The sequence below is a fragment of the Albibacillus kandeliae genome, from assembly GCF_003116585.1.
Taxonomy (GTDB): Bacteria; Pseudomonadota; Alphaproteobacteria; order Rhodobacterales; family Rhodobacteraceae; genus Albibacillus; species Albibacillus kandeliae.
Map to the genome: position 1 here is coordinate 612,375 of NZ_QEHM01000001.1, position 25,398 is coordinate 637,772.

24 protein-coding genes and 1 pseudogene are annotated in these 25,398 nt (G+C 62.0%); 18 read left to right on the top strand and 7 right to left on the bottom strand.

What is annotated here, in order from left to right; all coding sequences use genetic code 11:
• Nucleotides 1–2: 2 nt before the first annotated feature.
• Nucleotides 3–1,160 (bottom strand): efflux RND transporter periplasmic adaptor subunit, encoded by a 1,158-nt coding sequence (locus DDT93_RS02880; RefSeq protein ID WP_157960082.1) that lies wholly within the window; start codon nucleotides 1,158–1,160, stop codon nucleotides 3–5.
• A gap of 928 nt (nucleotides 1,161–2,088) precedes the next feature.
• Here DDT93_RS02880 and DDT93_RS02885 point away from each other — a divergent pair.
• From DDT93_RS02885 to DDT93_RS02970, 18 genes and pseudogenes are all read left to right on the top strand, one after another.
• Nucleotides 2,089–2,217 (top strand): annotated as a pseudogene (locus DDT93_RS02885) (IS5/IS1182 family transposase); the annotation flags it as partial.
• A gap of 200 nt (nucleotides 2,218–2,417) precedes the next feature.
• The gene (gene napE / locus DDT93_RS02890; RefSeq protein ID WP_109464741.1) at nucleotides 2,418–2,606 is read left to right on the top strand and encodes a periplasmic nitrate reductase, NapE protein; all 189 of its coding nucleotides are present in this window, start codon (nucleotides 2,418–2,420) and stop codon (nucleotides 2,604–2,606) included.
• Between the two features lie 6 nt (nucleotides 2,607–2,612).
• Nucleotides 2,613–3,104: a ferredoxin-type protein NapF gene (locus tag DDT93_RS27140; protein WP_109464279.1), complete on the top strand. Its 492-nt coding sequence runs from the start codon at nucleotides 2,613–2,615 to the stop codon at nucleotides 3,102–3,104.
• Entirely contained in the window at nucleotides 3,097–3,372 is a 276-nt protein-coding gene (locus DDT93_RS02900; RefSeq protein ID WP_109464280.1) for a chaperone NapD, read from the top strand. The genes DDT93_RS27140 and DDT93_RS02900 overlap by 8 nt, the downstream gene beginning before the upstream one ends.
• Complete coding sequence (gene napA, locus DDT93_RS02905) at nucleotides 3,357–5,864, top strand: periplasmic nitrate reductase subunit alpha (RefSeq protein ID WP_109464281.1); 2,508 nt, start codon at nucleotides 3,357–3,359, stop codon at nucleotides 5,862–5,864. Before DDT93_RS02900 ends, napA begins: the two co-directional genes overlap by 16 nt.
• Nucleotides 5,864–6,322: a nitrate reductase cytochrome c-type subunit gene (locus tag DDT93_RS02910; RefSeq protein ID WP_109464282.1), complete on the top strand. Its 459-nt coding sequence runs from the start codon at nucleotides 5,864–5,866 to the stop codon at nucleotides 6,320–6,322. Before napA ends, DDT93_RS02910 begins: the two co-directional genes overlap by 1 nt.
• A 1-nt stretch (nucleotide 6,323) precedes the next feature.
• Nucleotides 6,324–7,016, top strand: coding sequence for a NapC/NirT family cytochrome c (locus DDT93_RS02915; RefSeq protein WP_109464283.1), 693 nt, complete (start codon nucleotides 6,324–6,326; stop codon nucleotides 7,014–7,016).
• A gap of 137 nt (nucleotides 7,017–7,153) precedes the next feature.
• On the top strand, nucleotides 7,154–7,324 hold the full coding sequence (locus DDT93_RS02920; protein ID WP_109464284.1) for a twin-arginine translocase TatA/TatE family subunit: 171 nt from the start codon (nucleotides 7,154–7,156) through the stop codon (nucleotides 7,322–7,324).
• A 168-nt stretch (nucleotides 7,325–7,492) separates the two neighbouring features.
• On the top strand, nucleotides 7,493–9,673 hold the full coding sequence (locus tag DDT93_RS02925; RefSeq protein ID WP_109464285.1) for a NosR/NirI family protein: 2,181 nt from the start codon (nucleotides 7,493–7,495) through the stop codon (nucleotides 9,671–9,673).
• A gap of 12 nt (nucleotides 9,674–9,685) precedes the next feature.
• Nucleotides 9,686–11,584 carry a TAT-dependent nitrous-oxide reductase gene (gene nosZ, locus DDT93_RS02930; RefSeq protein WP_109464286.1) on the top strand — a complete coding sequence of 633 codons (1,899 nt, stop codon included), beginning with the start codon at nucleotides 9,686–9,688 and terminating at the stop codon, nucleotides 11,582–11,584.
• 17 nt (nucleotides 11,585–11,601) lie between these two features.
• Complete coding sequence (locus DDT93_RS02935; RefSeq protein WP_109464287.1) at nucleotides 11,602–12,855, top strand: nitrous oxide reductase family maturation protein NosD; 1,254 nt, start codon at nucleotides 11,602–11,604, stop codon at nucleotides 12,853–12,855.
• Nucleotides 12,852–13,760, top strand: coding sequence for an ABC transporter ATP-binding protein (locus DDT93_RS02940; RefSeq protein WP_109464288.1), 909 nt, complete (start codon nucleotides 12,852–12,854; stop codon nucleotides 13,758–13,760). The genes DDT93_RS02935 and DDT93_RS02940 overlap by 4 nt, the downstream gene beginning before the upstream one ends.
• Nucleotides 13,757–14,584 (top strand): ABC transporter permease, encoded by an 828-nt coding sequence (locus DDT93_RS02945; RefSeq protein ID WP_109464289.1) that lies wholly within the window; start codon nucleotides 13,757–13,759, stop codon nucleotides 14,582–14,584. The genes DDT93_RS02940 and DDT93_RS02945 overlap by 4 nt, the downstream gene beginning before the upstream one ends.
• On the top strand, nucleotides 14,581–15,114 hold the full coding sequence (locus DDT93_RS02950) for a nitrous oxide reductase accessory protein NosL (protein WP_109464290.1): 534 nt from the start codon (nucleotides 14,581–14,583) through the stop codon (nucleotides 15,112–15,114). The genes DDT93_RS02945 and DDT93_RS02950 overlap by 4 nt, the downstream gene beginning before the upstream one ends.
• On the top strand, nucleotides 15,111–16,028 hold the full coding sequence (locus tag DDT93_RS02955; RefSeq protein WP_109464291.1) for an FAD:protein FMN transferase: 918 nt from the start codon (nucleotides 15,111–15,113) through the stop codon (nucleotides 16,026–16,028). The genes DDT93_RS02950 and DDT93_RS02955 overlap by 4 nt, the downstream gene beginning before the upstream one ends.
• Before the next feature lie 83 nt (nucleotides 16,029–16,111).
• Nucleotides 16,112–17,260, top strand: coding sequence for a copper-containing nitrite reductase (nirK, locus tag DDT93_RS02960; RefSeq protein WP_109464292.1), 1,149 nt, complete (start codon nucleotides 16,112–16,114; stop codon nucleotides 17,258–17,260).
• 95 nt (nucleotides 17,261–17,355) lie between these two features.
• A complete protein-coding gene (locus DDT93_RS02965) occupies nucleotides 17,356–18,168 on the top strand; it encodes an SUMF1/EgtB/PvdO family nonheme iron enzyme (RefSeq protein ID WP_232825355.1) in 813 nt (270 codons plus the stop codon).
• Nucleotides 18,169–18,244: 76 nt separating this feature from the next.
• Nucleotides 18,245–19,390 (top strand): HPP family protein, encoded by a 1,146-nt coding sequence (locus DDT93_RS02970; RefSeq protein ID WP_456297924.1) that lies wholly within the window; start codon nucleotides 18,245–18,247, stop codon nucleotides 19,388–19,390.
• 162 nt (nucleotides 19,391–19,552) lie between these two features.
• Here the strand turns inward: DDT93_RS02970 and DDT93_RS02975 are convergent, their stop codons facing one another.
• The 6 genes from DDT93_RS02975 to DDT93_RS02995 all read right to left on the bottom strand — a co-directional run bounded on the left by DDT93_RS02975 (nucleotide 19,553) and on the right by DDT93_RS02995 (nucleotide 25,396).
• Nucleotides 19,553–20,740, bottom strand: a complete 1,188-nt coding sequence (locus DDT93_RS02975; protein WP_109464294.1) for an MFS transporter — start codon at nucleotides 20,738–20,740, stop codon at nucleotides 19,553–19,555.
• 296 nt (nucleotides 20,741–21,036) lie between these two features.
• Nucleotides 21,037–22,392, bottom strand: a complete 1,356-nt coding sequence (gene hemN, locus DDT93_RS02980; protein ID WP_109464295.1) for an oxygen-independent coproporphyrinogen III oxidase — start codon at nucleotides 22,390–22,392, stop codon at nucleotides 21,037–21,039.
• A 50-nt stretch (nucleotides 22,393–22,442) separates the two neighbouring features.
• Entirely contained in the window at nucleotides 22,443–23,135 is a 693-nt protein-coding gene (locus DDT93_RS02985; protein ID WP_109464296.1) for an NnrU family protein, read from the bottom strand.
• Nucleotides 23,135–23,350, bottom strand: coding sequence for an NnrT protein (locus DDT93_RS02990; RefSeq protein WP_109464297.1), 216 nt, complete (start codon nucleotides 23,348–23,350; stop codon nucleotides 23,135–23,137). The genes DDT93_RS02985 and DDT93_RS02990 overlap by 1 nt, the downstream gene beginning before the upstream one ends.
• A complete protein-coding gene (locus DDT93_RS26690; RefSeq protein ID WP_198654754.1) occupies nucleotides 23,347–23,520 on the bottom strand; it encodes a hypothetical protein in 174 nt (57 codons plus the stop codon). The genes DDT93_RS02990 and DDT93_RS26690 overlap by 4 nt, the downstream gene beginning before the upstream one ends.
• A gap of 1 nt (nucleotide 23,521) precedes the next feature.
• On the bottom strand, nucleotides 23,522–25,396 hold the full coding sequence (locus DDT93_RS02995; protein WP_109464298.1) for a nitric oxide reductase activation protein NorD: 1,875 nt from the start codon (nucleotides 25,394–25,396) through the stop codon (nucleotides 23,522–23,524).
• Between the last annotated feature and the right edge of the window lie 2 nt (nucleotides 25,397–25,398).

Genomic DNA, 25,398 nt, shown 5'->3' on the forward strand with positions numbered 1-25,398 from the left:
GTTCAGTTACCGCCCTGGCTGTCGCTGATCACACCGGTGTCGGAGATCGTCACGGCCACGGGATTGATGCTGACGCCGTTGCTGATGCGGTCGAGGTTGTCCACGATCAGCCGGGTGCCGTCCTCCAGCCCGCTGGCCACGATCCATGCGTTGTCGGTCGAGCCGATGGAGGAGACGATGGCCTCCTGCGCGGTGTTGTCGTCGCCGAGGGTGAAGATCTTGAGCGTCCCGTCGGCCTGCAGCGTCGCGGCAAGCTGGGGCACGAGGATGGCCTGCGAGGTGCCGAGGGTCATCTCGGCCCGGACGAACATGCCGGGCAGGATGCGGCGTTCCGCATTGGCGAACTCGAAGCGGACCTTGCGGGTGCCGGTGGTGGTGGAGACCACGCTGCCGATGCTGTCGAGGCGGCCCTCGCCGTTGAAGACCTGTCCGTTCTCGAGGGTGATGCGGACCTTGATCCGGTCGCCCGGCTTCATCTCGCCGCTTTCCATCCGCGCCCGCAGTTGCAGCATGCGCGCGCTTGCCTCGTTCAGGTCGACGTAAATCGGGTCGAGGCTGGTAATGGTGGTCAGCGCGTCCGACTGACCGCTGGTCACGAGGTCGCCGACAGACACATCCGCAACGGCGGGAATGCCGTCGATGGGGCTCGTGATCTGCGCGCGGGCAAGGTTGATCTCGGCGGTCAGCACCGAGGCCTGGGCCTCGGCCACGGTGGCCTCGGCCTGGGCATGGGTCACGCGGGCGGATTCGAGGGTTTCCTGTGTCACGCTGCTGCCGACAAGGCGTTCCGCGCGGTCGAGCGCGGACTTGGCGGCGGGCAGGGCGGCCTCGGCGCTCTGCAGGGTGGCCTTGGCCGAGGCCAGCGCGGCCTCGTAGCTGCGCGGGTCGACCTGGAACAGCAGGGTGCCTTTCACGATGGGCTGGCCGGGACGATAGGCGATTTCGGTGATCACCCCGTCGACCAGCGGCCGGATCGTTGCCGATTGCGAGGCCGCGGCCTGACCCGAGAGCGGCACGTTCACCGGCACGTCGCCGCGCGAGAGTTCGACGACGCCCGCATTCACCGCCGTGTTCGGCGGTTGCTGCGCATGGGCGGGCTGCAGCGTCAGCAGGGCCGCGGCGAGGGCCAGCAATGGCCGGGAAAGTGCTCTGCCAGTCACGCCTGGTTTCCAGTTCTTCATGAAATGCCTCTTTCCGGTCGTTTCTGCAGCCGCAGCAGCCCGTGTTTCGAAGGCCGCAGGCGACCTTGCAGGGCGGGCAGGAGCCCCCTCGGGCGTCGCGTCGCTCCGGTTGACCCAACGTCGCCCCGCATCAGTTCTATCTGACCCATTTGGGGAGGTGCGACAAGTCACCGGCGGCGACGGCCGGAACCGGCCGCACCGTTTAATCTTCGGAAATGACATCAATCGTCCTTTGTTCGTTTCTTGTCCTGTCGCAATGGATCGACAGCCTGCTCGCGAGCTTTAACGCAGCCTCCGGGTACTTCCGTCGCCGTTCAAGTTCTTGTGATCCGTGAGGCGCGCGCGGCGGTGCAAAGGTTGCGTCCCGCGGTCGCCGGGCCGGTTCTGGCGGGTCGCGCACCGCAAGACATGACAACACCGCCCCGCCATGCTAGAGAGCCCGCCGCACCGCAGCGCGCCCGCCATACCCCGGCGGCTCGCGCAAGAGCAACCGACCCCGCGCGCGGCACTGCCGCGTTCCCAGGATTCAGGAAGTACGCCATGAGCGCCCGTATCGGCCACGCCGCCCGTCTCTCCGTTGCACCCATGATGGATGGTGCCGATCTTTTTCCTTCTGGTTTGATTTTGCCTTATTTATAAGGCTTCGATGCGTGCTGCCGAAGAGCTGTAGGCCCGGATTTTAGGCCCGTCCTCCAACTGGCACAGAAGATGATGTCGCCTTCTAACGTGAAGATTCAAGCGAGAAACGAACACTCGTTGCCTTTTGATAGACCGGAATTTTTGCGAAGCGTCGCTGCACGGGCGGCCGGGAAGGTGCATCCGGCGGTAGGCAGATAGGAAGGCGATTCAGATGGAGGGGCAGATCTGGCAGACCTACAGCAACGCGGCCAGCCAGACCTGCCTTTCGATGAAGCTGTTGGGGCAGCGCCTCATGGCACGGGACTTCGACCGCCAGGTCGCCGAGCTCCAGATCCGCGTCGCCGTCGCCAATGGCCACACAGCGTTCGCAATACCCGTCAAGGAAACCAAGGCATAAATCGGTCCAGGGAAAGGGGTCGTCCGACCGTCAGCCGATTTGCAGAACAGAGTCGTTCCACTACCTCACGGTTGCGTGATGTGTGAAGAAGCTGGCAATATATTCTTGGTCTGCTGATTCCCCTGGTGTTTGATCCAGAGCTTTTAGGACGACGCATCGGCCGAACCGATCAGGCTATCGCATCATTTCGGAGCGGTATGATGACAAATGGCAGCAGCAACCCGCCAGACAGCCCTCGAACACTGAACAGGCGGCAAGAATTACTCAGATTCTTCGTGCTCGCATTTGGCATATGGCCGATTGTAGCCGTGGGAGTTGTCGGCGGTTATGGCTTTCTTGTCTGGATGTATCAGATCATCGCTGGTCCTCCGGGGCCGCTTGGGCACTGATCAAACATGCCAGCCCAAGCCAGCATATCCCGCCGCCAACTTCTGAAAGGGTCTCCTCGACCGGCTGAATTTAGGCCGAGACCGCCGGGCGTGGACCTCGCGTCGAGTAGCGCTTGCACGGGATGCGGCGAATGCGTTTCCGCCTGCCCCGAGCGTGTCCTCGCCATTACCGGCTGCGGTGTGGTCCTGGTGCCCGACCAGGGCGAGTGCACGTTTTGCGGAGCCTGTGCGGAGGTTTGCGAAGAGCCGGTCTTTGCGACTGATCTTCGCATGACTCACACGTTCGCGATTTCGAACGATTGCCTCGTGCAGGCCGGTATTACCTGCATGTCTTGCCGGGACGCCTGCCCGGAGGAGGCCATTTCGATGCAGCCTCGGATTGGCGGCCCTTTCGTGCCTGTCCTCGACGAGTCGGCCTGCACGGGCTGCGGCGCTTGCGTTGCACCGTGCCCGGCCGATGCCATTCATGCCGTGAAAAAGGAGCCCGCCAATGCCTGAGCGCTGGCACGTCTCGTCCGCAGTCGTGAGCGTCAGGGATACGCATCGCGATGCTGTCGCAGACCGTCTTGTGAGCTTGGAAGGGGTGGAAATCCACGGTGGCGATGCGACCCGGTTGATCATCACGATCGAGGGTGGCAGCACCGGTCAGCTTGGGGACCGACTGACCGAAATCAATCTCATGCCCGGGGTGCTCGTGGCGAACATGGTTTTCGAACACGCAGAAGACCCCGACGAAATGGAGGAGCCCATATGCCACTCGATCTGAACAGACGCCAGCTTCTGAAAGCGCAGGCCGCTGCACTGGCTGCATCAGCTGTCGGAATTCCGCACGATGCGCTTGCGCAGCCGGTTCCGGGCGGTGTCGAAGCCCTGAAGATCAAGTGGTCCAAGGCGCCCTGCCGGTTCTGCGGCACCGGCTGTGGCGTGATGGTCGGCGTGAAGGAGGGCAAAGTGGTGGCCACGCACGGCGACATGCAGCATGAGGTCAACCGCGGCCTCAACTGCGTGAAGGGCTACTTCCTCTCCAAGATCATGTATGGCGAAGACCGCCTGACCACGCCGCTGATGCGCAAGACTAATGGTGAATTCGACAAGAACGGCGAGTTCGAGCCGGTTACCTGGGACGAGGCCTTCGACGTGATGGCCGAGCGGGTTAAGAAGCAGCTGAAGGAGAAGGGGCCGGAGAGCATCGGTATGTTCGGCTCAGGCCAGTGGACCGTGCTGGAAGGCTATGCCGCGACCAAGCTTATGCGGGCGGGGTTCCGGTCGAACAACCTCGATCCGAACGCGCGGCATTGCATGGCATCTGCTGCCGTTGCCTTCATGCGGACCTTCGGCATCGACGAGCCGATGGGCTGCTACGACGATTTCGAACACGCCGACGCCTTCGTGCTCTGGGGCTCGAACATGGCCGAGATGCACCCGATCCTCTGGACGCGGCTGGCTGACCGACGGCTGGGCACGCCCGGGGTCAAATGCGCGGTGCTATCGACCTTTACTCATCGTTCGATGGATCTTGCCGACATCCCCATGGTGTTCAAGCCGGGCACCGACTTGGCGATCCTGAACTACATTGCCAATCACATCATCCAGACCGGTCGCGTGAACGAGGAGTTCGTCGGCAAGCACACGACCTTCATGAAGGGGCAGACGGATATCGGCTACGGCCTGCGCGACGAGGACCCGCGCGAGCAGGCTGCGACTGGCGCCGCCAATGCTGGGCTGATGGAACCGTCGGACTTCGAAGCGTTCAAGGAGCATGTTTCGACCTACACACTCGACTACGTCAGTGACCTTTCGGGGGTCGAACCGGGGTTCCTCGAAGAACTGGCTGAACTTTATGCCGATCCGGACATCAAGGTCATGTCGCTCTGGACCATGGGCTTCAATCAGCATGTCCGCGGCGTCTGGGCAAACCAGATGGTCTACAACATCCACCTGCTCACCGGGAAGATCTCCGAGCCTGGCAACTCACCGTTTTCGCTGACCGGCCAGCCCTCGGCCTGCGGCACCGCGAGGGAGGTCGGGACCTTTGCGCACCGTCTGCCTGCGGACATGGTGGTGACCAACCCCGAGCATGTGCACCACGCGGAGGAGCTGTGGAAGCTGCCACATGGCTTGCTGAACACCAAGCCAGGGTTCCATGCGGTGCTTCAGGACCGGATGCTGAAGGACGGTGTGCTGAACTTCTACTGGGTGCAGGTGAACAACAACTTGCAAGCGGCACCCAACTCGCAGAACGAAACCTACCAGGGCTACCGGAACCCCGACAATATGATCGTGGTCTCCGACGCGTATCCGACAGTTACGGCCATGGCCGCGGACATCATCCTGCCTGCCGCCATGTGGGTGGAGAAGGAAGGCGTTTACGGCAACGCGGAACGCCGCACCCACGCATGGCACCAACTGGTCGATGCGCCGGGCGAGGCGCGGTCGGACCTCTGGCAACTGGTCGAGTTCTCGAAACGCTTCACGACAGACGAGATCTGGCCGGCTGATATCCTCGACGCGCATCCTGAATACCGGGGCAGGACGCTCTACGATGTTTGCTTTGCCAATGGTCAGGTCGATGCCTTCCCCTTGGATGAGGTGCGCGACGACTACGAGAACCAGGAGGCGAAGGATTTCGGTTTTTACCTCCAGAAGGGCCTGTTCGAGGAATACGCCTCCTTCGGGCGTGGTCACGGTCATGATTTGGCTCCCTACGACACCTACCAAAGCGACGAGGTCCGCGGGCTACGCTGGCCGGTTGTCGATGGCGAAGAGACCAAGTGGCGCTTCAAGGAGGGGCATGATCCCTATGTGACCCCCGGCAGCGGGTGGGAGTTCTATGGCAAGCCGGACGGGCGGGCTGTCATCATCTCCGTCCCCTATGAACCGCCGGCCGAAAGTCCGGACGACGAGTTCGACATGTGGCTGGTGACGGGCCGGGTGCTGGAACACTGGCATTCCGGCTCGATGACGATGCGCGTGCCCGAACTCTACAAAGCGTTTCCGGGAGCCAAGGTATTCATGAACGCGATCGACGCGCGGAAACGCGGATTGAATCAGGGCATGGAGGTGCGGGTGATCTCGCGCCGGGGTGAGATACGCAGCCGAATTGAGACACGCGGACGTAACCGGATGCCACCTGGAGTGATCTTCGTGCCGTGGTTCGATGCCAGCCAGCTAATCAACAAGGTGACGCTGGATGCGACCGACCCGATCTCGAAACAGACGGACTTTAAGAAATGCGCTGTGCGCGTGGAGAAGGTCTGATGAGACAGTTTCGCCTGTCCGCTATCCTCGCCGCCTGCCTGACAGCGACCTTCGTTCTTGCGCAGGGCGTGCCGGAACTTTCCGGTCCAGCACCGGACCCGATGGAGCCAGTCCCAGCCGCTCCACTGGAACGCTATGTGACAGACGATGTGCGCCAGATGCGGGCCTATCCCGAACAGCCACCGGTGATCCCGCATTCGATTGAGGGTTACCAGCTGTCTGTCAATGCGAACCGCTGTATGTCCTGCCACAAGCGGGAACATTCACTCGGGTCCGGGGCCCCGATGATCTCGATCACACATTACATGACACGAGATGCACAGATGCTCGCCGACGTGTCTCCTCGTCGGTATTTCTGCACCCAATGCCATGTGCCGCAGGCCGACACGTCGGCACTGATCGGCAATACTTTCACAGACATGTCTGAATTGGGCGCGTCCGGCGCGGGGAGTGAGTGACATGCGCTGGATACTTGCCCCTTTCCGCTGGTTCAGGAACGTCTTGTGGACCCCGGCGGGGACGCTTGGGCTCGGTTTCCTGACCCTGGGCGGGTTCGTTGGAGGGGTGATCTTCTGGGGCGGTTTCAACACAGCGCTCGAATACACCAACACCGAGGACTTTTGCGTCTCCTGCCACGAGATGCGGGACAATGTCTTCGAAGAGTTGTCACACACCGTCCATTTCTCCAACAGGTCCGGGGTGAGGGCAGGGTGTCCCGACTGCCACGTGCCTCATGAATGGACCGACAAGATCGCCCGCAAGATGCAGGCGTCGAAAGAGGTCTGGGGAAAGATTTTCGGGACCATCGATACCCGCCAGAAATTTCTGGAGCACCGATTGGTCATGGCGCAGCGGGAATGGGTGCGGCTGAAATCCAATGACAGCCTTGAATGCCGGAACTGCCATTCCGAAGTGGCCATGGACCTGAGCCGCCAATCGCCGCGCGCAGCGGAAATCCACACCGAATACCTGCTGTCCGGTCAGCGAACCTGCATCGACTGTCACAAGGGCATCGCGCACGAGCTGCCGGACATGACCGGTGTCGCTCCGGGCTGGACCGTGCCGGAGGAACTTCAGGGTAAGACCCAACCGGGCCTTTCGCCGGCCGAGGAGATCCAGAGTTTTCTTCTCGAACGGCAGGTCGGCAACTGAAACTACGCGAGTTTGCTGAAGCGCAAAGACTGATGCCGTAGGGATGCGCATGTCTACCAGCGTTCTTCGCCGTTGGTGCGAAGTTAGGCGCGAGCGACCAACGTGCCAGTGTTTGCGCAAAGAAAGGACATGACGTCATGCTGAACAATATCGGATTGCCGGGTCTGGCGATCATTCTCGTCGTAGTGATCGTGCTGTTTGGGCGCGGCAAGATTTCCTCGATCATGGGCGAGGTCGGGCAGGGATTGACCGCCTTCCGTCGAGGTATCAAGCAGGAGCCGGAGGCAGACGAGACCACAGCCGCCTGAACCGCAGGCAAAAGAAAAACAGAAAGAGAGTGCGGGGCCCAAGGCCCCGCTTTTCGTTTCACCGAGGCTGTAATTCAGCGAGAAGGTTGCTCCAGCGCAAACTCCGCATCCGGCCCCGCCTTTAGACAACGCCCAAACAAGTTTGAGCTGAAGTGAGGCGGAGTAAGGATGCGAAGCGCGATACGCCAAATTTCGTGGGCATTGGCCGTCCTGTCGGGCTTTTCTATTCAGGCCTTCGCGGCTCCTATGGTGGATCAATTCATTGAGGCTGTAGAGCCTCAGGAACTTGTGCCTGGAGCCGAGGCCTACGGCGTTCCACGCGAAGACGGCCTCGTGCCGGCCTTGAAGGGCGGCGACACGATCGGTTGGGTGTTCCTTACCTCTGATTTCGTGCCGACGACGGGGTATTCGGGCAAGCCGATCCATATACTTTCTGGCCTCTCGCCTGAGGCACATCTGACCGGCGCGAAGCTGATCAAGCATTCGGAGCCGATCGTTCTGGTTGGTATTCCAGAGAGCGAGATCCGGGCGGTCATCGACCACTATACCGGATTCGATCTGCGGTCCGTGGCCGGTCCGAGGGATACGGGTGACCTGGAAATTGTCTCGGGGGCCACGGTCACCATCATGGTGATCGACGACTCGATCCTGAGGGCCGGCGTGAAGGCTGCCCGCGCTTTGGGGCTGGATGGTTTCGCGGCCCCTTCCGCGGCTGGTCCGGGAAAGGAGATCGACCCCGATTCCGGTCAAGTCACTGACTGGGAAACGTTGGCCGGCAACGGCGCCATTCGTCGCCTCATTTTGGAAGTCGGGACGATCAATGCGGATTTTGCCGCGCTCGGTGATCCACGGACAGAGAAGGCCGCGGAAACAGCAGCACTTGACCAAGCCTATGTCGATGTCCGGACGGCGTTGGTCAGCCATCCAGCCATAGGCCAGTCCCTGCTTGGCGAGGCGGGGTGGGAAAATCTGGCGGCACGGTTGGAGCCGGGCGACCACGCCATCGCCGTCCTCGGCGCCGGGGACTGGTCCTTTAAGGGGTCAGGCTATGTGCGTGGTGGCATTTTTGACCGTTTTCAGCTGATCCAGGGCGAGATGTCCTATCGGTTTCGTGATCGCGGGCATCAGCGCATCGGACGGATCGCGGCCGAGGGCGCCCCGGAATTCGAAGAGATGGACCTATTCATCATCCCCGCCGGTTCCGGGTTCGATCCAGCGAGAGAATTCCGGCTGCAATTCCTCGTCAGCCGTGCCGTCGGTCCGATCGAAAAGGTCTTCCTGACCTATGACTTGGGCTACGAGCTTCCGTCTCCGTATGTCCGCGACGTTCCCTCTGAGCCCGTGGCAAACCCGGAACCGGCAGCGGCTGACACGGACGCCCGCGACGCGCTTTGGCAACGGATTTGGGATACCAAGCGGCTCCAGGTGATTGTTCTTGCCGCCGCGCTGGCGTTCCTGTCGGGCATCTTCTTCTTCCAGGCTTTCGCCACACGGAACGCGCGGACCTTCGCGATCTTACGCAACACCTACCTCGTGTTCACGCTTGTCTTCGTCGGCTGGATCGCCAATGCGCAGCTTTCGGTCGTGAACATCCTCGCCGTGGTCAACGCGCTCTTCAGCGACTTCCAGTGGAACACCTTCCTGATGGACCCGCTGATCTTCATCCTGTGGTTCGCTGTGGCGGCTGCTCTGCTGTTCTGGGGGCGTGGGGCCTATTGCGGCTGGTTGTGCCCGTTCGGCGCGCTCCAGGAACTGTCGAACAAGATCGCACGTCGGGTCCGGGTGCCGCAGGTGACACTGCCCTGGGGGCTTCACGAGCGGCTATGGGCGATCAAATACATCATTTTTCTCGGGTTGTTCGGCCTGTCGCTCTATTCGCTCGAACTGGCTGAGCGTTTCGCCGAGGTCGAACCGTTCAAGACCGCGATTATCCTCAAGTTCGCGCGGCCTCTGCCCTATGTGCTGCTTGCGCTGGCCTTCCTGCTTCCGGGGCTTTTCATCGAGCGGTTCTATTGCCGATACGTCTGCCCCCTCGGCGGTGGGCTCGCTATCCCTGCGCGACTGCACATGTTCCGCTGGCTCAAACGCTACAAGGAATGTGGCAATCCGTGTCAGCTCTGCGCGAAGGACTGTCCGGTCGATGCCATCCACCCGACGGGCGAGATCAACCCGAACGAGTGCATCTCCTGCCTGAATTGTCAGGTTCTTTACCAGGATCACGCGCGCTGTCCCGTCGTCATCAAGACCGACAAGAGACGCGCCAAGGACGCGGCATCGGCGGCTGCGCTCGCCGCCCATACCGAACGACCGAACCTCGGTCATCCCAACCAACTTTCCAATGCCAAATGAAGGAGAAAGACAATGAGCGAAGAAACCAAGGGTGTGTCCCGCAGGGGGCTCTTCAAGGGAACTGCTGGTGTCGCGGCGCTCGCGACCGTCGCCGGCACCAGCGGACTGGGCCTGCTTGCCTCGTCCCGCAAGGCGGCGGCTGCCACGGCCTCAATTGAGGTCGCTCCAGGCGAGTTGGACAGTTACTATGGCTTCTGGTCTTCGGGCCAGTCTGGCGAGGTGCGTATCATCGGCGTGCCGTCCATGCGTGAGCTCATGCGCATCCCGGTGTTCAACCGTTGCTCGGCCACCGGCTGGGGGTCGACCAACGAAAGCCTGAAGATCCTGACCGAGGGGCTGCTGCCGGAAACGAAGGAGTTCCTCGCAAAGCGCGGTCGCGTCACCTACGACAACGGCGACCTGCACCACCCGCATATGTCGTTTACCGAGGGCACCTATGACGGGCGCTACCTGTTCGCCAACGACAAAGCGAACACGCGCGTCGCGCGTATCCGCTGCGACATCATGAAGACCGACAAGATCATCGAGATCCCGAACACGTCGGACATTCACGGTCTGCGGCCGCAAAAATACCCGCGCACCGGCTACGTCTTCGCCAATGGTGAACACCGTATCCCGCTGCCGAACGACGGCATCGTGCTGGACGAACCCGAGAAATACGTCTCGATCTTCACTGCCATCGACGGTGACACGATGGAGATCGCCTGGCAGGTGATCGTCAACGGAAACCTCGATAACTGCGATGCGGATTACGAAGGCAAATACGCGTTCTCGACCTGCTACAACTCCGAGAACGGGGTCACGCTGGCGGACATGACCGCGAACGAGCAAGACTGGGTTGTCATCTTCGACATCAAGGCGATCGAGGCCGGCATCGCGGCCGGGGATTATACCGAATACAACGGCGTGAAGGTGTTCGACGGTCGTGAAGCCGGGAAATACACCCAGTATATCCCTGTGTCGAATAGCCCGCATGGCTGCAACATGGCCCCCGACAAGCGCCACCTGTGCATCAACGGCAAGCTGTCGCCCACGGTGACTGTGATCGACGTAACCAAGCTGCCCGAGGTCTTCGGCGGCGCAGAACCGCGCTCGGCCGTGGTGGCAGAGCCGCAGCTGGGCCTCGGCCCGCTTCATACCGCATATGACGGCAAGGGCAACGCGTTCACGACCCTCTTCCTCGACAGCCAGATGGTGAAGTGGAACATCGAGGACGCCATTAAGGCCTTCAACGGCGAGGACGTGGACCCGATCATCGAGAAGATCGACGTGCACTACCAACCCGGTCACAACCACACCACGATGGGCGAGACGCTTGAGGCGGACGGGCAGTTCCTGATCTCGCTGAACAAGTTCTCCAAGGACCGGTTCCTGAACGTGGGCCCGCTAAAACCCGAGAACGACCAGGTCATCGACATCTCCGGCGAGAAGATGGCGCTTGTCCACGATGGCCCAACGTTTGCCGAGCCGCATGACTGTATTCTTGTGCGTGCCGACAAGGTGAACCCCGCGTCGATCTATGACCGTGGTGACAGCCTGTGGGAAGAGGCGCGGCTTCAGGCTGAGAAGGACGGCGTGGAACTGGAATACGGTGCCGATGTCATCCGTGACGGCAACAAGGTGCGGGTCTACATGCACTCGGTCGCGCCGGCGTTCAGCCTCGATCAGTTCGAGGTGACACAGGGCGACGAGGTGACTGTCTACATCACCAACATGGACGAGGTCGATGACCTGACCCATGGCTTCACCTTGGGCAATCACGGCATCGCCTTCGAGGTCGGTCCGCAGGCGACGGCGTCGGTCACCTTCACCGCCGATCGTCCGGGCGTGCACTGGTATTACTGCCAGTGGTTCTGTCACGCACTCCACATGGAGATGCGCGGACGCATGCTCGTGAAACCGGTCGCGTAAGGGGAGAGGACCGGATCATGCGCTCTCTGGTTTTCGTGCTGGCCCTTTGCCTCGCTCCGCTTGCGTCCCTTGCGGAGACGGTCGAGGTGCGGCCGGGACCGGGGGCGCTGGTGCGGGCCCTCGCGACCGCCCGGCCCGGCGATACATTGGTGCTTGGGGAAGGCGCCTATGCCGGGCCGGTGATTATCAAGACACCTGTTACGCTCACGGGACCTCTTGCCCGGATCGAAGGTCCGGGCGAGGGCTCCGTCGTCACGGTCGAGACCGGCGGCGTGACGATCACCGCGCTCACAATCACGGGCGCGGGTGCCCGACTCAGCGATCTCGACAGCGGCATTCGCCTGACGAAAGCGGCGAAGGGCACCATCATCGACGGGGTGACGTTGAATGGGAACCTGATCGGGATCGACGTTCACGGTGCCCGTGATGTCACCATCAGGAACAGCCGGATCGACGGCCGCAACGATCTGCGCGTGGCTGAACGCGGGCCGGGCATTTACGTCTGGAACGCACCGGGTCTAACGGTGGAGGACAACCGGATCTCGAAAGGCCGGGACGGCGTGTTCATCACGACGTCCAATGACGCGGTCTACAGGCGCAACAGCTTCAGCGACCTGCGGTTCGCGTTCCATTCCATGTATGCCAACCGGATCGAGGTCACGGACAATATCAGCCGCGGCAACGACATGGGCTTTGCCTTCATGTATTCAACGCGGCTGCTCGTTGAACGGAACCTGTCGGACGGCGACGCCAACCACGGCTTTTTCATGAACTTCGCCAACCGCGCCGAAATGCGTCGGAACGAAGTGCGCAATGGCGGCGAAAAATGCCTGTTTATCTACAATTCCAACCATAACCGGTTCGAGGGCAACCGCTTCGAAGGATGTGGGATCGGTGTCCACTTCACCGCAGGTAGCCAGGGCAATGTGATGGCCCGAAATGCCTTCATCGGCAACAGGACCCAGGTGAAATACGTCGGCACCACGTGGATGGAATGGTCGGCCGACGGCATGGGCAACTACTGGTCCGATCACGTCGCCTTTGATGTGAACGGCGACGGCATCGCCGACAGTCCATATCGGCCCAATGACAGCATCGACCGGCTTGTCTGGTCGCAGCCGGCGGCAAGGCTGCTGATGGGGGCGCCGGCGATGCAACTCATCCGCTGGTCGCAATCACGGTTCCCCGGGCTCTTGCCCGGGGGCGTGACCGATACCCATCCGCTGACGTCGCCGATCGGAACCGGACTGCCGCAAGGAGCACCATCATGACTGCAATCCTCGATATCAATGCTCTCTGTCTGTCTTTCGGTGGGCAAAAGGTGCTCGACGATGTGTCGCTTTCGGTTCAACCCGGCGAACGGTTGGCCCTGCTCGGCCATAACGGGGCAGGCAAGTCGACGCTGTTCAAGACGGTTCTCGGGTTCCTGCGTCCAAGCTCCGGCACCGTTGCCGTTGCTGGACACGCGCCGGGCTCCAACCCGGCCAGGGAGGCCCTGAACTACCTTCCCGAGGTCGTCTCGTTCCAGAGGAACCTGTCGGGCCGCGAGGTCCTGAGCTATTTCTCAGGCCTGCGGGGAACGCCGAAAACCGAGGTTTCGGACCTACTGGCGCGCGTTGGCCTTCTGGACGCCGCCGATCGGCCGGTCGGGGCCTATTCCAAGGGGATGCGCCAACGTCTCGGGCTGGCGCAGGCCCTGATCGGTGCCCCGCGGCTTCTTCTGCTCGACGAACCGACCAGCGGTCTCGACCCGGTGTCACGGCACGAGTTCTACGAGGTGATTGCGGATGCGGCGGCCCGGGGTTCTGCCGTGCTGCTCTCGTCGCACGGGCTGGAGGAAGTGCAGGACAAGACGGACCGCATCGCGATCCTCGCCCGCGGGCAGCTGAAGGCAGAGGGCACCCTGGCCGACCTGGCCCAGGAGGCGGGGCTGCCGATCACAATCCGTATATCAGCCAAGCCGGGGGCGGCAGACGATCTTCATGGCGAATTCGGCGGGCGGCGGATCAATGGATGCCGATTGGACCTCGATTGCGGGCAGGGCACGAAGGTGGACCTTCTGGCGCGCCTCGGGCGGCACCAGGACAGGCTGCGGGACATCGAGATTTGTCCGCCCGGTCTCACCGACATCTACCGGCATTTTTCCCGAATGGGCCCGACGGAGGACCAGATATGAGCACGCGCATCGGCACCGTTTTCGGACAGGAGTTGCGGCAGGCGCGCCGCAACCTCTGGGTCATTCTGGCAACCGCAGTGCTTGGCTTGTTCGCTTTGGCGCTGGCGCTCTTTGGTGCCGGGCAGGGAAGTGGCCTGAAGGTCGATGTGCTGACCTTGACGGCGGTCAGCCTTGCGACCCTTTCGGTCTACCTGATCCCGCTGATCGCCTTACTCATGTCCTATGACTCGATTTCCGGAGAGGTCGAGCGGGGTTCTCTTGCACTGACCTTTGCCACGCCGGTCCGTCGGTGGGAGGTTTTCGTCGGGAAGTTTCTTGCCCAGACAGTTGCCGTCTGCGTCGCAATCCTGATCGCCTTCGGGACGGTCGGATGTATCATCGGCTTCCTGGCAGAGGTAAGCCAGGAAGGTGTGTATGCGTGGCTCCGGTTGATGCTATCGGCGGGCGGGCTGGGAGCAATCTTCGTCGGGACGGGGCTGATGCTGTCGGCGCTGACTGGTCGAACTGCGCGGGCTGCTGCGGCCGCTGTGGGTGTTTGGCTGCTGCTGGTCGTTCTTTATGACGTCGCGCTTCTGGGCGCCATTATGGCGGCGGGTGAGGGTATCTTCTCCACCCACGTCTTCCCATGGCTTGTCATCGCGAACCCCGCCGATGCGTTCCGCCTCTATAACCTTGCCATGATCGACGCCGCGCCCGTCGCGGGGATCGACGGTCTTTCCCAAACCCTTCCGTTCCCGCCGGTGGCCGCGCTGGCCGCCCTCGGGCTTTGGCTGATGGCAACGATCGCCATTGGCTCCGCCCGCACCAAGAGGATTGTCCCATGAAGAAAGTCGTGTTCGCCCTTGCCGTGTCTTTGGCCCTGACCGCCTGCAAGGAAGATGTGGCGAGCGTCGTTGTCCCCGTCGAGATGACGGACGATGCGCTCGGCCATTACTGCCAGATGTTTGTCGCAGATCATCCTGGTCCCAAGGCGCAGGTCCATCTGAAAGGCCGGGCTGAGCCGCTCTGGTTCAGCCAAGTGTCCGATGCCGTCGCTTACATGCATGACCCGGAGCGGGAGATGGAGATCGCTGCGGTCTTCGTCTCCGACATGAGCCACGCGGAAAGCTGGAGCGTGCCGGGCATCGCCAACTGGCAGGCTGCCGAAACCGCCTTTCTCGTCATCGAGAGCGATCAGCTTGGCGGAATGGGGGTGCCTGAAGCGCTACCGTTCAGTCGCCAAGAGGACGCGACAGCCTTCATAGCGGATCGGGGTGGACGCATCGTTCATTGGGGCGAAGTGCCGGAAATTTACGTGCGTCCCGCGGAAATCGGGATGAGCGGGCATGCCGCCCACGGGGAGGTCATGCAATGACCCGGTTCTCGAGACGTCGTTTCATTGCCATGTCGGCCGCGACCCTTGCGGCTGGCCGTGCATCCGCTGCGGGCAGAGAGGTCGCCTACTGGCGGGGGCAAGCCCTTGGCGCGAGCGCCGAGATCGCCCTTTGCGGCATTTCGCCGGCCGAGGCGGCTCCGCTTTTTGACGGCCTTGAATTGGAGCTTTCGCGTATCGAGAGCCTCTTCTCGCTCTACCGGGCGGACAGCGCCCTGGTTCAGCTGAACCGGGATCAGATACTGCATGACCCAGATCCTGCTATGCTACATCTCTTGTCGGAGGCCCGAGCGGTCTTCACCGCGACGGAGGGCGCCTTCGATCCGACAGTCCAACCGTTGTTCGACCTTCATGCTCGTGCGTTTGCCGAAGGGCGCCGTGTGGGGGCGGACGAAGTGCAGCACGTGCGTCGCCGCGTCGGATTCGAACATGTATCGCTATCCACGCAGGCTATCAGGTTTCAAAGGGGTGGTATGGCTCTGACCCTGAACGGGATCGCACAGGGCTATGCCACAGATCGTCTTGCCTCTCTTCTGAAGAGTGCAGGTCTCCGGGACATTCTGGTGAACGCAGGAGAAATCCGGGCTTTCGGGGACGGGCAGGGGCAGGGATGGACCGTATCGATCCCCGGCGGCCGGGCCGTCACTCTGAAAGACAAAGCAATTGCCACTTCGGATGTTTCGGGCACTTTGGTCGATCCCGTCGCGGGTATCGGGCACATCTTTGACCCCAGGCGTGAAGCGCAGCCCACTTCCGGGCCGGTCTCGATATGTCATGACAGTGCGGCGATTGCGGATGCCGCATCGACCGCCGCTGTTCTCATGTCGTCATCGGAACGCGACCTGCTTCGGCCGCTCGGGGCGGAAATCGTCGGCCCGAGCGGCATTCGATCCTGAAGTTTGTGTTTGCGCAACGTTCGGGAACACCAGGACCGTTAGTGTCTTCTCAAACGGCATTCAAACCTGAAAGGAGCTTGGAAATGCTGACGAGAAGAGCCGCACTGATGGGCGCTGCCGGCATCGCCGCGCTGCCCGTCCTCGCGAAGGCCGCCAAGGCCGAAGAGATTATGGACACTTCGATGGCGCCCCCCGCGGACCTGTCCAGCCTGAAGCGCATCAAGCGCAAGCTCGTGCGTCCTCCGATGGTGCACGAACATGAGCAGGAGGCCCCCGCCGAACCGCGCATCGTCGAATTCGAGATGCAGATCGTCGAGAAGGAAGTCGAGGTCGACAACGGTGCCTACCTTCAGGCGATGACCTTCAACGGGTCGATCCCCGGTCCCATGATGGTCGTTCACGAGGGCGACTATGTTGAGCTGACGCTGTTTAATTCGCCCGAGAACATGATGCAGCACAACATCGACTTCCACTCGGCGACCGGTGCGCTTGGTGGCGGCTCCCTAACGCTGGTGAACCCCGGCGAAAAGACAACGCTGCGGTTCAAGGCAACGCGTCCGGGGACATTCGTCTACCACTGCGCCCCGGGTGGCCCCATGATCCCCTGGCACGTCGTCAGCGGCATGTCTGGCTGCATCATGGTCCTGCCGCGTAGCGGCCTGACCGACCACAAGGGTGACCCAGTCCGCTATGACCGGGTGTTCTATATCGGGGAGAACGACTTCTACATCCCGAAGGACGAAAACGGCGACTACAAGCGGTTCGAGGATGTTGGCGAAAGCTATCCCGATACGCTCGAGGTGATGAACGGTCTGATCCCGAGCCACGTCGTCTTCAACGGCAAGGTCGGCTCTCTGACTGGCGACAATGCGCTGCATGCGGCGCAGGGTGAAAAGGTCCTGTTCGTGCACAGCCAAGCCAACCGGGACACCCGGCCGCACCTTATCGGTGGCCACGGGGACCTCGTCTGGGAACGCGGGAAGTTCAACAACACGCCGGAGCGCGACCTCGAAACGTGGTTCATTGCGGGCGGGTCCGCCGGCGCTGCTCTCTACGAGTTCCTTCAGCCGGGCGTCTATGCCTACGTGAACCACAACCTGATCGAGGCTGTGAATCTCGGCGCGACGGCCCACGTGGTGGTCGAGGGCAACTGGAACAACGACCTGATGGAGCAGGTTCAGGCGCCTGTCGAGTATAACGCCGCCTACGAAGGAAAGACCGCGCTACCATAAGGCGCGGCTGTTCCAAGGCGGAAGTTGACTGGGGCGGCCGGACATTCCGGGCGCCCCCTATGTGATGAGGTCCCGATATGGACAGGATGAGAGTGATGATCGGGCTGGCCGGTCTGACACTGGTCTGCGGCCTCGGGGCTGGGGCATGGCTTGGCGATCAGGCGCGCGATCGAGTTGCCGACCAGGCTTTGCACGCGGCATCCCTGCAAGCGGATATCGTGCGGGTGCCTGCTGGCGAGGTGGCGTATCGACCGCTTGGCAACTTCAGCCGCGACGGCAAGGCGGCGACGCCCGGCGTGCAGAGTCTTTCGGTCGGCGCGTTCGATATGATGAAATACCAGGTCTCACGCCGGGACTACATGGCCTGTGTAGCGGAAGGCGCCTGTTCAGACGTGGATACTGGCACTGGCGGGCTGGCCCAGACAAACGTCAACTGGATCGACGCGACAGCTTACGCCGCGTGGCTATCCGAACAGACCGGCCAGACATGGCGTCTCCCGACTGTGCTGGAGTGGCATCGGGCTGCCGCCGAGCGTCAGGGAGATGCAGCCCCGGATGAGGGCGACCTCGACCCTGGAGAACGCATGCTGTCGCAATACCAGCGCGGCGTGTTATTACGTGGCAGTTCCAGTCCGGCCCTGAGGCCGCGCGGCGGGTTTGGCGAAAACAGCCTCGGTCTGGCGGACATGGGCGGCAACGTCTGGGAATGGACGGATGGATGCATGGAGAACGGCGAGGTCGGAGAGGATGGTGAGATCATTGGCCGCGATCCCTATTGCGGGGTGCGCATTGCTGGCGGTCGTCATCAGGCAGCAATCATCGACTTTGTCCGGGATGCCAGCGTCGGTGGGTGTGCCGTTGGGTTTCCACCGGATCATCTGGGGTTCCGGCTGGTGCGAGAACGATAAACCGGCATTGCTCGAATATGTGCTTGAACTCTGGGCGGTGTGCTGAAAATTTGCGCACAATATAAATGGGGGTTGTTTGCAAATTTTCAGATCTTTCGGACCTGCGGTAGGACACGTTCAAATCAGTGAAGCTATGCGTGCCGGTCTCGGTGCGGTCGTCGGTCTGGGGCTGACAGGGCTGTTGCTACTGTCGCCGTCTATCGATTTGGAGTGGGGCCGTTACCTCGTCGCCCCGTTCGGAGCGACCTCGGTCCTTCTCTTTGCTGTTCCGAACTCGCCTCTTGCTCAACCCTGGTCAGCCGTCGTCGGCAATACCGTCGCAGCACTGGTTGCTGTTGGAGTGTGCCTGCTTGTCTCGGATCCCCTGATACGGGTGGTTGCGAGTGTCGGTTTGGCAATCAGTGTCACCATGATGTGCCGCGCCTTGCATCCACCGGCCGGTGCCGTGGCGATGACCGCTGCTCTCTCGCCGGACGCTACCGAGAGCCTTGGGTTTTGGTTCGCGATTATGCCGATCGGTTTGGGAACAGCGGCTCTGGTCGCTGTCGCGATGTGCTTTGCACGTCTGACCGGCCGACGTTATCCCTTCCGCCAGTTTGACGAACCGGGTCCGCAAGGCACCGAAGGCACCTCTCCGATCGAACGCCTCGGCCTTACAGAGAGTGAACTGAGTTCTATTCTCGAACGATACAGACAGTCATTTAACCTGGGGGTCGAGGATCTGGCCCGTTTGATCGGTGCGGCCGAGATCCAGGCGGCTACTCACGAAACCGGACCACTTACCGCAGCCCAGATTATGTCCACGGACCTTGTTACGGTCGCCCCGGATACGGAACTTGTGGAAGTTGCGAATCTTTTTCGACGTCACAAGTTCACCTCACTCCCGGTGATTGACCAGAGCGGTAAGTTTTTGGGCGTAATCTTTCAGATCCACTTGATAGGGAAAGCACGGGAGGACGCGCTGCGTCTGAATCGAGGGTTCGTGTCGGCATTTAGGCGGTTGCTGGATAGCCGGAGAGACCGACCTGTCCAGGCTAAGGACATTATGAGCGTCGCCGGACCTCGTGCCACGACCAATACTCCGATCAGTGCTCTGCTCCCAATGATGGCTGATGGTGATGTCGATGCAGTGCCGGTTATAGAACGCGGCGCGATCACGGGCATCGTTACGCGAACGGATTTGATTGCTGCGCTTGCGAGAAGCGTCGTAAGGAAGATGTAGAAAAGCGCGGTTGCTGTTCGATCACACCGGGGTTCGGGCATGGCTTTGGTAGTTGTCTGTTCCCCAAGAGTCCCCATTCGGCGCTTCGAGTTCACCCTGTCGTCGTGGATTTTTTGGTGTTCGAACAGTATCGCTTTCACCGGCAGTGCATATCGAACTGGTCTACATGACTCGCCGTTCCTCGATCGGTGGCAAGAACCAGACAGCAAGCCCCGCCAAAGGCAGAAAGGCGCAGAGTCGATAGACCGCCTCGACTCCGTAGCTGTCCGCCATTACGCCAAGGAGTGCCGCCGCGATCCCACCGAGACCGAAGTTTAGACCGTAGAACAAACCGCCGATCAGACCGATGCGGTTCGGCAGCAGGTCCATGGCATATATCAGGATTGAGGCGAAGGCGCTGGCCATAATCAGGTTGATCGCCACCGTCAGCACGCCGGTCCAGAACAGGTCGGCGTAGGGCAGGATCAGGGTCAACGGAAGGGGCCCCAGCACAGAGATCCAGATAATCTCCCGCCGCCCGATCGCATCACCGACGATCCCGCCGATCAGCACGCCAACCGCTGCCGCGATTAGGAATAGGAACAGCATCATCTGCGACGCGGGGATCGAAAGGCCGAACTTCTCGATCAGGTAGAAGGTGTAGAAGGATCGGAAGCTCTCGCCATAGGTGTTCTTGGTGAACATGAGGAAGGTGAGCACGCTCAATCCCAAAGCGATCGTTGCTGCGCTATGCTCGGGGGACGGGGTGTCGGCTCGGCGGCGGGCGGAGCGTTCCGTAAACTCTGAGCGGATCCGATGCTGTTGGCTCCCGATCCAGGTCAGCAACGCCATCGCGAGAAGCGCGAGCACTGCGAACCAGGCCAGGCTCGGCTGGCCCCAAGGCACGATGATCAGCGCAGCAAGGACAGGACCGAGAGCGCCACCCGCCTGTCCGCCCACTTGGAATATCCCCTGTGCAAGTCCCTGTCGGTCGCCTGCCGCGTAGCGTGCCATGCGCGTTGCCTCAGGATGAAAAATCGAGGAGCCGATGCCAATCAGCGCCACCGCGACGAGGATCCCACCATAACTTGCGGCGAAGGCCAGGCACCCCAATCCAGTCAAGGTGAAGGCCATGCCAACCACGGGTGAATACGGCGCTGGATAGCGGTCCGTCACCATACCCATCACTGGTTGCAGCAGCGATCCGGCGATCTGGAATGTTAATGTGATGAGTCCGATCTGCACGAAGTCGAGCCCGTATGCCTCCTTCAGGATGGGATAGGCTGCGGGTATGAGCGACTGCATCAGGTCGTTCAAAAGATGTGTCGCGCCGAGGGCGGCAAGCACGACGACGTAGGTCCGGGCAGGCATGGTGGTGGTCAATTCAGTCACTTCTGGCTCGTTTCGGCGAATTATGCCTCCAACTGCCGAAGCTACAAGTATGATGAGGAAGAGTTAGAACCCTCTAAGAGGCGCGGCGTGGATATCGTCGGCGCTTTATACGCGTGGGGCGGTTCGCTGCTGCCATCGGCAGCGAGCTGCCGACAGCCCTGCCAAATGCGGTGAATAAAGGCAGTTGGCCCCGTTCGCCATTGGTTTGTGCAATCTCCAAGTTGTTGGAGACCCGTCGAGAAATCCAGCGCTTCCGGCACTCGTGGAGCATCCGTTCATGAGGCCTGACTATATTTGACGCCGTCCGGGACATAAGCGTCGAACCAGCTTGCGATGATGCGCGTGAGTGGCCTGCCCGCATGGGAAATGTCGAGATAGTTTTCCGAAAGCTGCACGTAGTCGCGATACCGGGTTGCCACCTGCGCAATAATTGGATCGACCAGGTTTGACGTGTCGCCGAACATCTGACGAAGTGCAGGTCGGTTGAGGCAGAAATCGCACATCAGCATCTCGATGACGCGAGCCCTGAGTAGGTCGTCCTCTGTCATTTCGTGACCGCGCGACCCTGCCAACGTCCCGCTCTCAATGCGCTGGATGTAAGCGGCGGTGGCCGGCGCGTTCTGGATGTAGCACGCGGGAAGGCGCGAGATAGAGGAGGCTCCGAGGCCGATCAGCGTCGGGTAGATGTCGTCGGTATAACCCTGAAAGTTGCGCCGCAGGTGGCCGGAACGTGCTGCTTCGGCGAGCGAGTCACTCGACCGGGCGAAGTGGTCAATTCCGATCGCTTCGAAGCCCGCGCCCATGAACCGCTTTGCGGCGAGGGTCGCAAGTTCGTATCGCTCGACCTCCTTCGGCAGGGCGTCGCTGTCGATCAGTTGCTGGCGTTTGGACACCCATGGGACATGGGCATAGCCAAAGATAGCCAGTCGATCCGGCGCCAGCTCGAGCACCTTTGAGACAGTGTGGTCCAGCCGGGCCATGTTCTGGTGGGGGAGGCCATAGACGAGGTCCGCGTTTAGCGATTGAATGCCCGCCGCGCGCAAGTTTTCGACGCAGGCCTTCGTGATATCGAAGGGCTGTATGCGACCGATGGCCTCCTGCACCTTGGGGTCGAAGTCCTGGATGCCGATGCTTGCACGGTTCATGCCCTCTTCGGCGAGCGCCGCGATCTTGTCTGGGTCGACCATGGTTGGGTCGATTTCGACCGAGAATTCGTGATCCGCTGTCGGGGGAATGATCGCACGGACCGCGCGCGCAAGGCGGTGGATGAGATGCGGTGGCAGGATCGTCGGCGTGCCGCCTCCCCAGTGCATCCGTCCCATTCTCAACCCTTCAGGAAGGATTTCCTTCAGAAGCGCAAGTTCCTGTTCCAGCGTGCCTATGTAGCTTTCGACCGGGGATAGTGTCTTGGTGCCCTGCGTGCGGCAGGCGCAGAACCAGCAGAGCCGCTCGCAGAAGGGTATGTGGAGGTAGACCGAGACGGGTTCGTCCGGGTTCAGCGCGGCGAGCGTTTTGACCTGGTGAGCGGCCCCTACCTCCGGCGAGAAGACTGGGGCGGTTGGATACGAGGTGTAGCGGGGCACCCGGGCGTCGAAGAGGCCGAGGGATCTGAGGCGGTCGATCTGTTTCATACGCCCGGTATGTGCCTTTTCCGGGTTGTGAACTTTGCGCAGGATCAAGCTCAGGCCGGAAAGGGCGAGACACCGATCACGAGGGCGTGCAGGTGCAGCGCGGCGACCCAGAGGAAGAGCCCGAGCGCGGCGCGCATCGCCATCGGCCGGGCATTGGCTCGGAGCCATTCGGCGCGCGCCAGCGGGGTGAGAGAGAGAATCGCCGTCCGTTCGAAAAACGCGGCGGTCTGCGGCCCGAGCGCGCGCGGTGCCTTTGCGTCGAAGGCGGGGATCGCGGCCAGCGCCATGATAGTGAAGCTGCCGAATAGAATCACATGGGCGAGGTCTCCGTTTGGCACCAGATGGGCGCTGGCCCAAAGCGCCAGCGCAAGAAACAACGGGTGTCGGGAGACTGCCGCGAAACCCGGGTCGTCGGGATCGACGATGGCGTCGCGCTTGCCCCCAAGCGTGAAAGGGTTTCGCACACCGAAGCCGCAAGCGACCAGCACGGTGGCGATGGGCATCGCGATGTTGGGCACGCATCTCGTCCAAGGTGCCTGTGGCCATAGTTCGACATAGGGCGCCCGGCCCGCCGCCACGATGACCCAGACGAGCAGACCGATGGACAATAGCCCGTAGGCGGAGAAATACACGCGCCGCCCGACCGCGCCGATCAGCCCGTCGCGCAAGCCGCCGATGCGCGGCAGGAAGTGGCTGGCGACGAAGATCGCCAGTGCGAGCGTGTATTCCGTCCATCCGGTCATCAGCTTTCGGCCTTCTCCATCAGTCGCATGATGTGACAGGCAAAGGCGTAAGTCGCGGGAAGACCGATGACCAGCCCCCCAGCGGCGGACTGCCAGGGCGTCAGCACGGGCCAGCCCATCCATGACCCTATCAGCGAGGCGAAGAAGAGGTTCACCCCCATGGCCCCTGCGCCAAACGGATAGAGCGCCGCGAAGAGCTTCAGGGAGGGTCTCATCGGCGGCTCACCAGCATCTGCACGGCGACAAGTGACAGGACCAGCGCGACGGAGCCGACGAAAAACCAGAACTCCGCCGTTTCGGTCTGGGGCTGGGGGATGGGGCGGTCATAGGCCTCCGCCAGCGCGGTGGTGGGCAGAAGCAGGGCAATGGTGAGGATGCGTTTCATCTCAGCTCTCCATGGTCAGGGTTTGATATATCTCGGGCAGGGCCCGAGGCAGGCGTTCGGGATGCGGCAGCAGGGTAAATCCGGCGCGACCGAAGATACGTGCGAACCAGTCCTGCCCGTCCTGATCGACGATGACGCCATGCACGGCCTGGCCGAGGGCGCGGGCCTCGCGGACGGCCATGCGGCTGTCCTCGATCCCGTGCTGGCCCTCGTAGTGATCGAGGTCGTTGGGTTTGCCGTCGGTCAGCACCAGCAGCAGGCGGCGGGTCGCGCCTTCTTCTGCCAGCTGGGCCGAGACATGGCGGATCGCGGCACCGAGTCGGGTGTAGTGGCCGGGCGCAAGGCCGCCGATCCTGGCGGTGACCTCGCCGGACATTGGTTCCTCGAAGGTCTTGGCGCGATGCAGGAAGACACGGTCGCGGCGTAGGGACGAAAAGCCCCAGATGCCAAGCCGATCGCCGGCGGTGTCGATGCCTTCGGCGAGCGAAGAAAGTGCCTCCCGTGCGACCTCGATAACCGAGGTATCGCCGATCGCGGCCTCGGTCGAGCGCGAGCAGTCAATCAGAATGGCGACGCTCAGGTCGCGGGCCGTGGGACGTCCAGCCTGCCAGACCCGGTCGGACCCTTCCTGCCCGCAGGCGATATCCGTGCGGGAGGTGACAAGCGCGTCGAGGTCGAGATCCTCTCCGTCGATCTGGCGGGGCAGGACGACGCGGCGCGGGTGCAGAGGCGCGAACTGGCGTTTGACCCGGGCGACGAGGCGCGGGTTTGGGGCGTATTCTGCGCGGGGTTTCGCAGGCGCCTCCAGCACGCGTGTATGGCCGGGCATGTAGTCGCCGGTGCGGCGGTTCCACTCGGGGTAGGTGAATTTGTCCGCCAGCATCTCGTGATCGGTGTCCTGCGGCGAGAGGTCCAGCGACAGGCGCAGCAGGGTCGCGGCGCGCTTCATATTCTCCGAGAATGTCAGGTGGTCCTGATCCTCTGCCGCCTTGGCGGCATTGTCCTGATCGTCGTCATCGACCATGCGGTTGATGTTCAGGCTTTCGGCCCATGACATGATCGTCTCGAACCGATGGATGATGAACCCGTCGTTGCGGTTGGCCTGATCTCGGTCTTCGCGTTTCGCCTCTTTCCGGCTGGGCAGGGCGAAGGCGGGGGTCTGATCGGGTTCCTCCGCTGTATCCGCCGCGCCCTTGCCGGTGGTGCGCGGCAGGAACCGCAGCCAGATCGGCACCGGGGCATAACTGCGGTAGCCGCGCGGGGCGGGGGTGCCGATTTCTTCGATACCGCCGCGCTGGCAGCCGATCTGGTCGAGGATCATCAGCTCGACCGAGGCCTCGTGCCGGGGCAGGGCCGAGCGTTTGCGTAAGGCGCAGGTCTCAACGCAGAGAACCCGGTAATCTCCCTGAATACCGGGGCAGGCGCGGAAGGCGCGGTCCATTGCGGTCTCATTCGCCGCGATCTGGGCGAGATCGTTGCGGTAAGGGTCGTCCAGCGACGCGGGCACCTCGGCAAAGGCGGCGATGGCAGCGAGCCAGAGATAGGCCGTGCGGTTTAAGCCCGGGGTGGAAAAGCAGTCCATCACTGGGGGTAGACGCAGGCGGTCACCGTCGAAATCTGCCACATGCACCATTTCGCGCGCGGTGCCGATCCGGCGGAAGAGACCGGGACGATGGTCAGAGGAGGCGAGTGGGGAGGCCACGATCTCTACCCCCGCCGGGCCACCGAGGGCCCGGAAGAGTGCGGCCAGGCTGGGGCGCATGGCATCGAAGCTGACGGCGCGGTCCGAGTCTGTTGTCGCCTTGCGCGTCGCCATGTCGTGCCACAGGTTGCCGACGGTTTCCTCCGGCTCCATGAGGTCGAGAACATGGATCATGG